This is a genomic window from Methanosarcina acetivorans C2A, assembly GCF_000007345.1.
Taxonomy (GTDB): Archaea; Halobacteriota; Methanosarcinia; order Methanosarcinales; family Methanosarcinaceae; genus Methanosarcina; species Methanosarcina acetivorans.
Genome location: NC_003552.1, coordinates 5,711,268 through 5,724,684, shown reverse-complemented (window position 1 = coordinate 5,724,684; position 13,417 = coordinate 5,711,268). Strand labels below are relative to the sequence as shown.

At 45.2% G+C, this 13,417-nt stretch carries 9 protein-coding genes; 5 read left to right on the top strand and 4 right to left on the bottom strand.

What is annotated here, in order from left to right:
* Positions 1-49 precede the first annotated feature (49 nt).
* Together rtcA and MA_RS24190 are read right to left on the bottom strand one after the other, a co-directional pair.
* Positions 50-1,117 carry an RNA 3'-terminal phosphate cyclase gene (rtcA, locus tag MA_RS24195; RefSeq protein ID WP_011024505.1) on the bottom strand — a complete coding sequence of 356 codons (1,068 nt, stop codon included), beginning with the start codon at positions 1,115-1,117 and terminating at the stop codon, positions 50-52.
* A gap of 94 nt (positions 1,118-1,211) precedes the next feature.
* Positions 1,212-2,678, bottom strand: coding sequence for an FAD-dependent oxidoreductase (locus MA_RS24190; protein ID WP_011024504.1), 1,467 nt, complete (start codon positions 2,676-2,678; stop codon positions 1,212-1,214).
* Between the two features lie 1,521 nt (positions 2,679-4,199).
* Here MA_RS24190 and dnaG point away from each other — a divergent pair.
* Positions 4,200-5,759 (top strand): DNA primase DnaG, encoded by a 1,560-nt coding sequence (gene dnaG / locus MA_RS24185; protein ID WP_011024503.1) that lies wholly within the window; start codon positions 4,200-4,202, stop codon positions 5,757-5,759.
* A gap of 413 nt (positions 5,760-6,172) precedes the next feature.
* Positions 6,173-6,451: a UPF0058 family protein gene (locus tag MA_RS24180; protein WP_011024502.1), complete on the top strand. Its 279-nt coding sequence runs from the start codon at positions 6,173-6,175 to the stop codon at positions 6,449-6,451.
* Here MA_RS24180 and rimI read toward each other — a convergent pair.
* Together rimI and arcS are read right to left on the bottom strand one after the other, a co-directional pair.
* Positions 6,435-6,965, bottom strand: coding sequence for a ribosomal protein S18-alanine N-acetyltransferase (rimI, locus tag MA_RS24175; protein WP_048066037.1), 531 nt, complete (start codon positions 6,963-6,965; stop codon positions 6,435-6,437). The genes MA_RS24180 and rimI overlap by 17 nt on opposite strands.
* A gap of 203 nt (positions 6,966-7,168) precedes the next feature.
* Positions 7,169-9,046 (bottom strand): archaeosine synthase subunit alpha, encoded by a 1,878-nt coding sequence (gene arcS / locus MA_RS24170; protein WP_011024500.1) that lies wholly within the window; start codon positions 9,044-9,046, stop codon positions 7,169-7,171.
* Between the two features lie 243 nt (positions 9,047-9,289).
* Here arcS and MA_RS24165 point away from each other — a divergent pair, with 243 nt between their 5' ends.
* From MA_RS24165 to MA_RS24155, 3 genes are all read left to right on the top strand, one after another.
* The gene (locus MA_RS24165; RefSeq protein WP_048066616.1) at positions 9,290-10,660 is read left to right on the top strand and encodes an FAD-binding oxidoreductase; all 1,371 of its coding nucleotides are present in this window, start codon (positions 9,290-9,292) and stop codon (positions 10,658-10,660) included.
* 5 nt (positions 10,661-10,665) lie between these two features.
* Entirely contained in the window at positions 10,666-11,817 is a 1,152-nt protein-coding gene (locus tag MA_RS24160; protein ID WP_048066036.1) for a (Fe-S)-binding protein, read from the top strand.
* A 418-nt stretch (positions 11,818-12,235) separates the two neighbouring features.
* Positions 12,236-12,793 (top strand): hypothetical protein, encoded by a 558-nt coding sequence (locus MA_RS24155; RefSeq protein ID WP_011024497.1) that lies wholly within the window; start codon positions 12,236-12,238, stop codon positions 12,791-12,793.
* Positions 12,794-13,417: the final 624 nt, after the last annotated feature.

Here is a 13,417-nt window from a genome sequence, read left to right as displayed (position 1 = left end):
TTCCTGCAATCTTATTCTCGCTCGTTTTTCTATATTTTTTGTTCTTTAATCAGTCTACCGAGACTTCAAAAAGTCCCTCTTTTTCCTCGATCCTGAATTTCACGTCCAGAAACTGTTCCGTAACCCAGATGTTTGTTGCCGCATGCAGGGTCAGCTCCCGGACCGTATAAGAACTGTTTCCTGCAAGTGCCATATACGGAATCAGCTGGTCTGCAAGATGCACATCCACAGGGGCTTTTGAGCTTAGTTCCAAGATGATTTCTTCTGCAGCTCGTCTGCCCACCTTTTCGGCAGGTAGTCCTTTTTTTCCAAGGGCACTTCCCCCGCAATAACCAGACCAGAGGGTTATCCCGCTTCCTGTGGAAAGCAATTCGAAGGACTGGATCTTGGTTCGTGAACCGTATCCGGCTTCAAGAAGCAGGGATTCGGCAGCTTCGGCCTGGCGGGCTGGTACATGTGCCGGTAGATTCGATGCATGGGAAATTCCCTGAATTTCTATCCTCTGGTTTTGGTTCCTTCCCTCATTTCGGGTTTCTTCTTCTCTTCGGGCTTCTCCGGTTCTTCTGTTTTCTTTTACCCTTCGGAAATGAAAACTCCGAAGCTTGCAGGGTTCAAAAACAGCTGAAACCTCACCTCCTCCCCTGGGATAGTAACCACGCTTTTTCAGGGTTACGATGCCTGCATATCCGAGTTGTTCAAGTGCCCTGAGGGTTACATGCTGCAGGTAATCGATTGTAGGGGACCAGGCAACATCGGTTCCTCCCTTTATCGTCAGCTTGACCTTTTCTTTTGCAAAAGGCAGGGCTGGCATAAGGCTCTGCAGAAGCAGGGTTATGCTACCTGCAGTCCCTATATCAACCTCATATTTCCCCCCCTTTATTTCCACTGGAGAAAAAAATAACTCTGAAGAACCAGGAAAAAGCCCTGAAACCCGTGCCTCACATATCCTGGCTGCAGTTTCGAGAGCTTTCAGGTGCTGCTGTTTCAGGCCGGGATTCGGTCTGTTTTTCCTTATGTTCGTAACCTTTACATCTTTTCCGGTAACTGCAGAAAGGGCAACAGCTGTCCTGACTACCTGTCCTCCTCCTTCTCCATATGAACCATCAATTTCTATCATTTCCCTCTCCCTATCATTTCACTTTCCCTGTATTTCATCCGTTTTTTCCCGAGATTTAACCATATCTTCCATCCAATCTCTTATCCGGTCCTTATTACTCGGTTTTCGCCTTCCTTATATTTCTGACTGCGGCTTTTACAGCCGGAGTGAGGGGGTCCACGAGCATAGAAACCGGAGGAGCATAGCAGGTTTCAAGGTTTAGAAGGTCTTTGATTGTTGTTTTCTTTCTTATCGCAAGGGAAAGGGCATCGATCCTTTCCTTTATTCCTTCCCCTCCTGCGAGCTGCGCTCCTGCAAGGCAGCCGTCTTTAAAAAAGAGTTTTATATAAATATCCTTTCGACCCGGATAGTAGGAAGCTCTCGTGCGCCCGCGGGAAAATCCGCTTACAACTTTTATCCCCTGTCTTTTCACCTGTTCGGGGGTAAGCCCCACTCCTCCGAACTGCAGGTCTCCGGCAACAGCTACCCAGGGGTCGGCAAGGGGCCCGAAAGTAGAGTATTTGTCTGTAATGTTATTTCCGATCACGTCTGCCATACGACGTGCGGTTGTGCCCAGTGGGCTGAGCCTGCTTTCCCCGGTTAGAAGGTCAGTAACCTCCGCACATTCGCCCCCTGCGTATACATTAGGGAGGAATTCCCCTCCTGCTTTTACCTGAAGCATTTCATTTACGACTATTCCCCCTGCCTTTCCGGTATCTATCCCTGCCTCGCTGGCAAGGCAAACTTCAGGTTTTACCCCGGTTGCCAGGAGCATAAGGTCTGCAGGAAAATGTCTGTCCTTTATGTATACGGTTTTTTCTTTCCAGAAATTTTCAGGTAAAAATAGAGGTTCCCCGGTAATAACCCGCACACCGAGGGCTTCAAGGTGTGCCCTGACAATCGCAGCCATATCAGAATCAAACTGGCTGGAAAGCAGGTCTTTACTCCTGGTAATAAGAATAGTTTTAATCCCTCGCTTTGTAAGGGCTGAGGCACATTCAATTCCTATTATACCTCCCCCTATGATGCATACTGTTTGCGCGGTTTCAAGGGCTTTTCCAAAGAGTTTGCCGTCAGCAAGGCTTCTGAGCGTGAAGATTCCGTAAGGTAGAATATTTGCCTTGCTTTTGCGAGGTATAAAGGGCAGGCTCCCTGTGGCAATCACCAGTTTGTCATAAGGATAGGTTCCCTTTCCGGTCAGGACGACTCGCTTTGCCAGGTTTATCGACATTACCTTCTCGTTCAGTTTCACATCTATGTTTTTTTCTCTGAAAAAACCTGGGGGTTTTACGATCAATTTTTCAAAATTTTCAATTTCCCTGCCCAGGACAAAAGGAATTCCGCAGTGGCTGTAAGCTGTGTGGGAGTCAGATGAGAGTACAGTTATTTTGAAGTCACTCTGCCTCCTGATCTTGGTAGCAGCCGCCATCCCACAGGCTCCCCCTCCTATAATCACCACCCTTGTGATCTCTTTTTCTGTCCGGACATGTATGGGGCCTTTCCCCGGGACCTCTTCCTGAACCTCAGCTGCGGGTTGCATGATTTTACCTGCAGCATCCTTTACACTGAAATCGCTTCCCATGCTTTTTATAATGGTGTTTCGCGCCTATTATAGGTTTTTAAGAGAGGAAAGACTTCAGCGCCCGAAGCAATTTCAGATGATACGGGAAAACGTCCAGTGTTCCGTACATTAAGTTTAATCGAACTGGTTTAATTGAACTGATTAATTGAATTGATTAACAGGAGAAGCAGATAATGATTTCATGTGAAGGGTGAACGAGCGAGTTGGGAGTGGGGGGGTTAATACATAAAACAGTGTATTTACCTCGCTCGTTCAAATTTTTAGACGTTCTTTGTTTTATATATACTTTTCTAAATTTTTCCAATTAGTTTTTCATTTAAAATTTGAAAATCTTTCCAGAAGGTCGCTATCCTTAAATTTATTGATACTGGGTTAAAATAATTCAGGTTTAGCGAACCTTTTAAATAACCAAAAAGTTCTTAAAGCCTGCAACCATTAAACATATGAATTTAAGACGTATGACGTGCGGGATTCCGGTTTCGCCAAAGTCGCTTTAAGGCGGGCGGGAGCTGTTTCGTCAGGTCATATCATAAACTAATAACTTCATCAATTCATCACTACCGGATTCGTAAAGAATTTCATGTAACTAAACATATGCAAACTTAATAGAAATCTCAGATTATACATATTACCAATTCAGGGCTAATACTATCAGTCCAGAAATAAACCTTATACATTATATCACCCATGATGCAAAAGTCAAAAAATGTTTTCAATAAACCTGATGCATTCAATTCACTGCTTTACCACTTATCATTAGGGATACTTGTTCAATTAAAAAGGCGTCAGGCCCTCTCTAGCCACTCACGCCTCAGGTTAATCCCCTCCTCTGGAACATCTCTGAAAATCTTCAGTTATCGGGCATATTGAATGGTAAACACATTATTTGACTTGGGACTCTGAGATTTATTTCAGACCCGACAGTAAGCTTATGTTAAGGCAAAGATTTTCGGGCAGGTACAGAAAATCCTCCATGGATTTTATGGAGATATGATGTTTACTCCGATCGAAAATCAGGAATCGCTCTATCCATGAGAGCTTTAAAATAGGTAGGGGCTTATCCTGCTTTTGCCGGTAAAAGCTTTCATTGAAAAATGGTCCGGGAAGTATTCCGCCGGTTTAATTCTCCTGACATAAGCACAAAAGACAGTTATAGGCAGCTTCGGAACCCTGTTTTCCGGTTCATAGTAATCTTCAATTATGAACTCTGCCCTCAAGGGTGTATTATCCCTGATCTGGTTTTAAATCTGATTTTACTACTATTTTTGCATTTTCTGGTGCCTTTTATGGTTTCCAGCGCGTTTCCAGAATAAATAGAGGATAGATTTGTACTGCCGGAAAAGTACTATGAGCCTGTAGCCGGAAAAAGAATTGTACATCGGAATTGTCCGATTGTATAAGAGCTATTTTCCGTCAACAAATAGGAAAAGTCATCCAATAGAATAGATCATCCAAAGAAAAACGTCCATAATCAATAGTTCATGATAAATCATTATAATTTTAGTTCAGGGAGAATTTCACATGCAAAATACTGATACCACGAAATATATCATTCATTCTAAAATAAATGCTGATGGGGTAATCGAGCGTCCCGATATAGTAGGCGCAATATTTGGTCAGACTGAAGGGCTGCTAGGAGCCGATCTTGATCTGCGTGATCTGCAGAAAACCGGAAGGATCGGCAGGATCGAGGTAATGGTTACCGCTAAAGGAGGAAAAACCAAAGGTAACATCTTCGTTCCTTCGAGCCTTGATAAGGTTGAGACCTCGATCCTTGCAGCATCTCTGGAAACCATTGACAGAGTAGGCCCCTGCAGTGCCAAGATTGAGGTTTTCCAGGTAGAAGACGTAAGGGCTGTTAAACGCAAAAAAATTATTGAGAGGGCAAAACTCATCTTCACGAAGATGTTCGATGAGACCGTGCCCGAATCTCAGGAACTTGCCGACGAGGTCCGGCAGTCCGTAAGGGTCGACGAACTGACTCATTATGGTAAGTCAAGGATACCCTGCGGGCCGAACGTGCTTAATTCGGATGCTATCATTATTGTTGAAGGCAGGGCTGATATCCTGAACCTGCTTCGCTACGGTATAAAAAACACCATCTGTGTGGGTGGAACAAACATCCCCCCTGAGGTCGCTGAACTTACTAAAAAGAAAACAGTAACTGCTTTTACGGACGGAGACCGGGGTGGAGAACTCATCATCCGCGAACTCCTCCAGGTAGCAGATATCGATTATGTTGCCCGTGCTCCCGATGGGAAGTGTGTGGAAGACCTTGTACAGAAAGAAATAATCAGGTCTTTGCGCCGGAAAGTTCCGGTGGAACAGATTATTGAGAAGTACGGAATCCAGGAAAAGGAAAGTGAAGATAGTGCCTGCAGGCTGGAACGCGTTTCCAAGAGAAAGATGAGAGCGCCGGAAGTCGTTCCTAGAATCGCGGAAAAGAAGCTGCACAAACGTGTGAAGGTTCACAGGGTGTCTCCAAAGACGGAAGCTTACGAAGAGGAGTCTCCTGAAGAAATGGAAGAGGCAGTTACTGAAAAAATCCCTGAGAAAGCTCCTGAAAAAGTTTCGGAAAAATCCCTGGAAAAAACTCCTGCAGCGGCAGAAAAAGTTGAAGCAAGAAAGGCTGTTCCAAAATCTCCGGTTATGGCAAGGCCAGTTCCAGCTGCCAGAGTTCCCAGGGGAAAGCCCTCGGCTGAAAAGGTCTCAGCTGTGAAGGTCCCTGGAGGGGAGGCGGTAAGAGTTTCACCTGCTCCTGCCAGACAAGTTCCGATAGCTCCGGTTTCTCCGGAAGCTGCGAGGTTCAGGCCGCACGTAGACGCCCTTAAGGGGACGTTGACGGCAAGGATTCTGGATTCTGACGACAAAGTCATAGAGGAAATCGCAGTCCGAGACCTTGCAAGCAGGTTAAAAACCTACAGGGATAATGTGAAAAGCGTGGTTTTTGATGGTGTAATTACTCAGAGGCTTGTTGATATTGCTTCGAGCAATGCAATCAAAAATCTTATAGGAGTGAAAATCGGAAACATCGCTAAAGTTCCTGCAGATATGGAAGTTTTGACCTCCGCAATGCTCTGAGCAGGTCTTTTACTTCTTTTCTTTACCTTTTTGTATTTCTTTTCGTTTTTGTTGATAAAAAAAATCGTTATTTATGCCTGATTTTTGTTTTAAAGTAATTATTCTACTTATCAGGATCTAATTATCACATAGTCAGGATCCAATTATCACATAGTCAGGATCTAATTATTACATTGTTATTATTTTATGTGTGATATTCCTGTATAGCTCCGGTGAGATCACTACGATTTGACATGGTTTCACACTGTAGTACTAAAATTCACACTCTCGTCCATAATCCTTCATTATTTTTCATATACATTATATAGAAAAATTTATTAACAAAAACTAGGAAGCCAGCTTCCTCGGGTAATTCTTTTATTCGGTTCAAGATAATATTAAATTGATCTTGTAAAATTGTAGGTCTGTTCGCTATGCACAAGGAAGAACTAATACAACTGCACACATATATGGCTCAGATGAAGAGATACTTCGAGAGGCACGGTGTAACGCACGAGTTTGACGACTACAAAGCTTTATCGATAAGTCCTGTCCATATCCACAGGAGCAAGGCGGATCACAAGCGCGCAATTTTTATTTTGGGAGGCGAGCTTGCTACTCTCATGTCAAGAGATGACCCTATCTTTGAGGAAGCATCTACCCATATGAGAGATTCCCTCAATTCCGTCATAAAGCTCATCGGTAATAACTGATAGGGCCCCTTATTGTGGTCAAGAATTCGTTGTCCGATAATACAGGTTCAAGGTATTTTTGTTTTGAGACCAAAAGGCGGTATGGGTGCAGGTGCATTTTCATAACCATACCGTCTTCTCCATCTGAATAATACTTTTTTTCAGTCCAGCACTGTACGAATCCTATCGATCTGTATAATTTTTGTGCGCTAGTGTTACTGTTTCTTACTTCCAGTCTCGCGTATTTAAGGCCGTTTGCAACAAAAATGTCGCATATGGCATAAATCAGTTCCGTGCCTATTCCCCTTCCCCTATACTCTTTTTTTACGCCAACGGAAAAAATATGCCCTTCGTTTTCTGCGGAACGGTAGCCAACCACATACCCTACCACTTTTCCTTCCTTTTCCGCAACAAGGAAGCCGTCTCCAACCATTTCGTAAAAATTCATATACACCAGGGAATTATGCTCCGAAAAAGCCTCTTCTTCAATTTCGACTATTTCCTGAAAGTCCTCAGGTGCGAAACGTCTTATCATAATATCTTATATGTCCCTGCCATTTTATTACTTCTTCGAGGAGAGAACAACCCTCCCGAAGAAGCCTGTGCGGCTTTCTGTTCTATATATTTTCTATTCAGGCACACATTTTCTGGGCATGTTCTGCGCTGTTGTACGCCTGCGCGGGCTGAAAATCAGGCTAAATAATCAGCCTTAAAGTTTTCAGCTTCAAGGCTTCAAGGTTAAAGTTTTTTTACATGCCGGACGTCTACTGCGACACCTCTGCCTGATTCTTTCATTTCTCTCCCGCTCATCATAGCTCTTCCCACACAAAGAGCTTTTTTCCCGAGAACTATTACCTCGTCATTTGGTCTTATTTCGGGACCCGCATCAAGCACGCCGGGAGCGAGAATGGAACCGCGTGGGACAAAGTCGTCAATCTTTACCACGTATTTCTCACTTTTTAGCACCAGTTCGGCTCCCTCGGGAGAGAGGGCAAGCATCCCGTACTGCGGGATTAAAGTTGCAAGCTGTTTTTTCCCGGCAAAGAGCTGGTACTTCGGAAAACGGCCTTTAACCAGAGGGTCTCCGACTTCTTCTGAAAAGAGATGTCCTGCACCCTCTCCGAACTGGTAGCCTGCAACTGCCTTTATGAAATTCTTCTTCTCTTTTTCGGCATTCTGGCTTTTCCTGCTGAAATCCTTGGAGGTGCAGATAGCTTCAACAGTGTTTTTCAGGTTCGTAAGAGACTCGTAGGACGCTAAGCTTTCTCCTGCAGTATAGACTACGTCAATTCCCAGCTTTTCAGCTACTCTTTCACAAATCTCCCTATATGCCCCTTCCACATGGGCAACCACTGCCTTATACATGTGTTTTGAGAGATAGCTTTCAAGGCAGCCGGAAACCCAGGCTTTTTCTTCTTCGTCCCAGTGCCCCGTAACCGCAGTATCGTAATGAGCTGCCGGATAGGTCAGTTCGAGTTCTCTGGGCACAATCCCCAGGGGGGAGGTTATGATCACCTCATGGACAAACTTCCGGTACTTGCCAAGGGCAAGGATGAACTTCTGGTGGGACTGGGAAGTCGAATAGGGCTTTCTGGCTGCACAGGGCAGGAGCAGGAGGACATCAAGGTCAGGAGGTGCATACCTTTCCTGTATACGTCGTGCAAACCTGACCACTTCGATCCTTGAAAGGGCTTCGGAGGTATCTGCAAGGAGCTGGCTTTGCCGGAAAGCAGGCACTTTTTCTTCAATATAGGAATATTCAAAGTCTCCAAGACGCAGCAAGGCTGTAAGCCAGGGTCTGACCCTGCACTGCCCTTCCACATACTCCCGTAGATTGCCTGTCCTGATTTTTTCCCGGACAAGAGCAAGTTCGGCATCAAGGGCGTCTCTGTTATGGGCTGAAAGAAGCTCTACCCTATCGGCTTTAGGGAGAGCTCGAAGCTCTGCGGGTGTGGTGGCGGCACATACCCTGCACCTGCAGGGAAACTCTACAAGGGAGTCAAGATAAAAACTGCCTGCAGCTGTAAGGTAGATGTCAGAATAGGCTGCAATTTCTGCCCTTGTATCGTCCATAACATCGATCCCGACATAGGCAAGCATTGCTGCATTTTCAGGAAGGGCAAGCTTTGGGGCATAGAGAGCAGTATCCGGAGGAATGCGGTTTTTCAGGTCAATCAAGGTTTCCAGAAACCTCCGGGCGTTATTTTCCAGAGTCCCCGCCCCTTCCATTATGTAAAGGTCGCTCTTCCGAACCTCGCCTTCTGCCCTGAGAAGAGAACCTGTGGGCCCTTCAGCTTCTGCATTTTCATCACCGGTTGCAGTAAATGCTTCTACTTTCCCGGTTGATTCGGCTGGAACGGCAGGGGGGTAAGTCTGATGAGGAAGAATAATGAGAGTTCCCTTTCCGGTTTTTTCACGGATTTCCTTTATGCGTGCTTCGAGTTCTTTCTGGTCAGCAATCCAGAGGCTGCCTGCATCAACAATGGGTCCCGGGTTTTCAAGGTCTCCGAGTGCTGCCGTATGCAGGGCACAGGGAGTGCGAATTTCGGGAAAGAGCAGGAGTTTTCCTATACGTGCTGCTCCATCTCTGTTTTCTATTTCAAAGTATTGTGTCATGTTTGTCCTCTTATGTCTATCAGGATGTAAAGGTTTGCCCTGCGCTTTTTCTGAAAAGCCTGTATTTTCTGAAAAGCCTGTAAGTTCTCTTCTGGTTTTTAAATGGATCTCAGGAGGAAGGAGGATGGTATATTCTTATATATTATTAATATTGATTATCTGCTGCAAATTATCTCTCACCTCTGTCCAGCCCGGACAGAACTTTCTATTTTTCACATCCTAATCCCAGATTTGAGGTCTATAATGGATATAACTGAAGAGCTTCGAAAAATCGTTGGCGGACGGCTCTCGGTCTCGCCTTCAGAACTTTATTGTTATTCTTCTGACGCATCCCAGGTCAAAGGGATGCCTGATTACGTGGTACGCCCTAAAAGCACCGATGAGGTCAGCCGTATTGTCAGGCTTGCTTACGAAAATGAAATACCTTTGACTGCAAGGGGCGCAGGCACCGGCCTTGCCGGGGGTGCTGTCCCTGTTAGCGGGGGTATTGTGCTTGACATGTCGGGAATGAACAGGATTCTTGAAGTTGACATTGACAATATCCAGGTAGTCGTGGAGCCCGGGATAATCCAGGACGCCCTTAACGAAGCTTTAAAGCCTTACGGCTTTTTCTTCCCTCCTAACCCTGGCAGTTCTGCCATGTGCACTATCGGAGGCATGATTGCTTATAATGCCAGCGGGATGCGCTGTGTTAAATACGGTACAACCAGAAATTATGTCCGCGATCTGGAAGTGGTGCTTGCGGACGGAACTGTCATCCATACAGGCTCGAAAATGTTGAAATCAGCTGCAGGCTACGACCTGACCCAGCTTATCATAGGCTCCGAAGGCACGCTCGGAATCGTCACCAGAGCCAGCCTGAAGATTGTCCCTCTCCCGAAAACCAGAAAACTTGTGCTCGCTTCCTTTAAAAGTGCAGAGATTGCGGGGCAGGCAGTTGTAAAAACCTTCTCAAACGGGGTCATCCCTTCAGCCTGCGAGATCCTTGACCGGGTCTCCCTGCAGGTGCTTAAACGCTACGATCCGAAACTTGTGTTCCCCTCTGAAGGTGATGTAATCCTTTTCGAGGTCGACGGGACTGAAAATTCCGCGCATGAGGCTGCAGAGCAGATAATAGAGGTCTGTTCTCCCCTTTCTCTCTCCATAAAGCTTGCAGAAAGTGAAAAAGAAATGGCAGATATCTGGGCAGCCAGAAAGCTTGTAGGAGCTGCTGTTTCCCGCCTTGATCCCACTAAAACCAGGATTTATGTGGGTGAAGATGTGGGAGTCCCTATAAAGAAAATCCCAGAACTCCTCAGGAAGGCACAGGAAATTTCTGAAAAATTCAATCTCCCTGCCATGAAGTACGGGCACATCGGAGACGGAAACCTGCATCTTGCTCTTTTCATTGACGTCCTGAACAAGGACGAGTGGGACCGCCTGAAACAGGCTGCCGATCTGGTCCACAGGACTGCAATCGAGCTTGGAGGCACGGTCAGTTCCGAACACGGCGTGGGCGCAGCCAGGGCTGAGTACATGGAAGCCCAGTGGGGTCCTGCTCTTGAAGTAATGCGTGCGATCAAAAAAGCCCTTGACCCGAAGGGTATCCTGAACCCGGGCAAGTTGGGGCTGTGAGAATCATGAAAAACGAAGGGAAAAAGGGAACCGGAAGACCAGAAGAATTGAATGGAAAGGAAATAGGCGAGAAAAACAGCAAAAAGTACTCCTTTGAAGTTGACAGCCGTTCAGTTTATAAATGCGTGCAGTGCGGAACCTGCCGCTCAGTCTGCCCGGTCTTTGATGTGGTCGGCTGGGAGTCTGCAAATACACGCGGAAGAATGCTTATCATTAAGAGCCTGCTTGAAGGAAGACCCCCCTCCGAAGATGTCCTCCCAAGCCTTGCTTCCTGCACAACCTGCGGGATCTGCGCTGCCAAATGCCCTGCCGGAGCAAATCCTCCTGAAGTGGTGGAAGCTGCCCGCGCCCAGCTGGTAAAATGCGGGGTGACAACCGAAGCCCAGGAAAAGCTGAAAGCTGCAGTTATGACCAGTGGCAACTCCTTCGGGGAAACAAGAAGCCGATTACACTGGCTTTCCGATTCGGAACGTGCAGAACTCCCGGCGAAATCCGATTATGTCTACTTTGTAGGTTGTTTTGACTCTTATCGCTATCCGGAATTTGCAAAAAAGACATTCGGGGTTCTGCAGCGCTTTGGGGTAACCCTCCTGCCGGACGAGCAGTGCTGTGCTTCTCCCCTCCTTCGTACGGGTTTCCGGGAAGATGCGGAAAAGATCATGGAGCACAACCTTGAGCAGATCCGGAAAATGGGAGCCCACACCGTCATCACGGGCTGTGCCGGCTGTTACACTACCCTCAAAAACAACTACCCCAAAGAGCTCAGGGTCATCAGCCTCCCCGAGTTTCTTGCCGAGCACCTTGAAGAGTTAAACCTCAAGCACCTTGACCTGACGGTCACCTACCATGACCCCTGTCATCTGGGCAGGCACAACAAGGTCTATGACGCCCCAAGAAAAGTTATTCAGGCTATCTGCACCCTCAAAGAGATGAAAAATATCAAAGAAAACTCCCGTTGCTGCGGCGGTGGGGGCGGAGTCAGGATCGGATACCCCGACATCTCCCTTGAACTTGCCCGAAACAGACTCGAAGACGTACCCGAAGGCGTGGACTATATCGTAACCTCCTGCCCCCTCTGCGTGAGGAACCTCAGGGATGCAGGCGGAAACATCGAGATAATCGATATTGTAGAGCTTGTGGCAATGGCAATGGAATGAGTTTTAAGATAAGCTTTTTATGAGGCGACTTATATGTAGCCTTAAGACTTTTATCTCTATTTTAGATCATTACTTAAACTCTAATTTTTATTTCTCGCATCTTTTACTTTGTGTCAATATTGATGAAAACTTTCTCGACTCTTTATATCGTTTCCGATGTTCACATTTGCCAGATGTTTTAAGCTTTCTGCTTAGTTTTTCCTGAAAGTATTTCGGAATAGTCAAATTGATCTTTCGACGCTATTCCGAGGAATTTGAATGGCTTTTTACTGCTACATTTTTGAGAAGCTTTTGCTTCCTTAAACTCTTTAATGAGTAATATGCTCATCTTCTTATAAAAAGAAAAAGAATATATTCCAAAAATTTAATAAGGCTCATGAGCATTAATTTCAAACTCTCGAAATAGGGCGTCTGATTTTTGTTCTTTTCGTTTAAGGAGGTAGAGACTATAAAAGGAGTTAAATTATTTCTAGCATTATTATGTGGGCTAATTTTTTTATTTGCTTGTGCACCGACTGCTTTGGGTTGTATGGATATTAAGCCTTATTCCTGTCCTAATTCGATAAACGTGGATAATAACGGAATAGTGACGATAGGTATTGGAACCAATGAACATACTTATGACGAGGATGATGTTGAAGGCTATCCTGTCGATTATGTGTTTGGCTCTGTTATTCTTTTGCTGGAAACTAGTGATGGTTCAGTAGTTGAAGGGCCAATTACAGTTTCTCCTAAAAGGTATGAATATGTTGCCGATGGTTTGGTCTTAAATTCCTGCCCAAGCGGTGACAGCTTCACAGGAGCAGGCTATTTATTGAAAATCAGGACTAAGGATCTTTTGCCGCTTTTTGGGAATCATGTCGATGAAGAAGGCTTATACCTTAGGATTGAAGCTGGAGATCTTCTGGAAAACCCTCCAAGCTATCTATTTAATACAAGGGACTCTGTTCGTTTGATATCGAACAATAAAAAATAAAGATTTATCGCAAATCCTATTCTTTCTTTTTTAAGCATTATATGAAATCAAACAAGTTCAAGCTTCTTTTTTCTTCAGCGCCTTGTAAAAAGGTTTATGCTTGAAAGGCTTTTACACACAAGTTTCCTATGAATCATTTATGCTACTGACTTTCCGCAGGTGCGACAAGAAGCTATACTATGAATTGCGCCACTACGTTACCTTTTCCATTTGAGGTAATCCTATTGTGACGTGCATAAATGGTAACGTTTGTGTGTGAAGCTTACAAGACAATATCAAGAAATCAAGGAGCCTGACTTTGATAATTGGTTAGGATAAGAATGCTATGAAGAACGTAAAGTGAACCATCGTAAAAATCGTGAAGTCGAATAAGCGAAAGCAGGTTGACACGCTTAAACCAAAAGGTGCAGAATCAGACTATAACGGGTCTGCGGACATTATAGCAAATGGACAAATGATTCTCGGTTTATAGATGGCTTCTAAGGTACTCACATTATTCGTGGTATAGAACTTGGTAAACTCTATATGCTCCTCTCCAAAAAAAAAGGTAGAAACCCTGTGAAGGGAATTAATTGCATAGAGGGCAGAGGATCTAGGCAAAAAGCGAAAGCCATTCTTCAATGG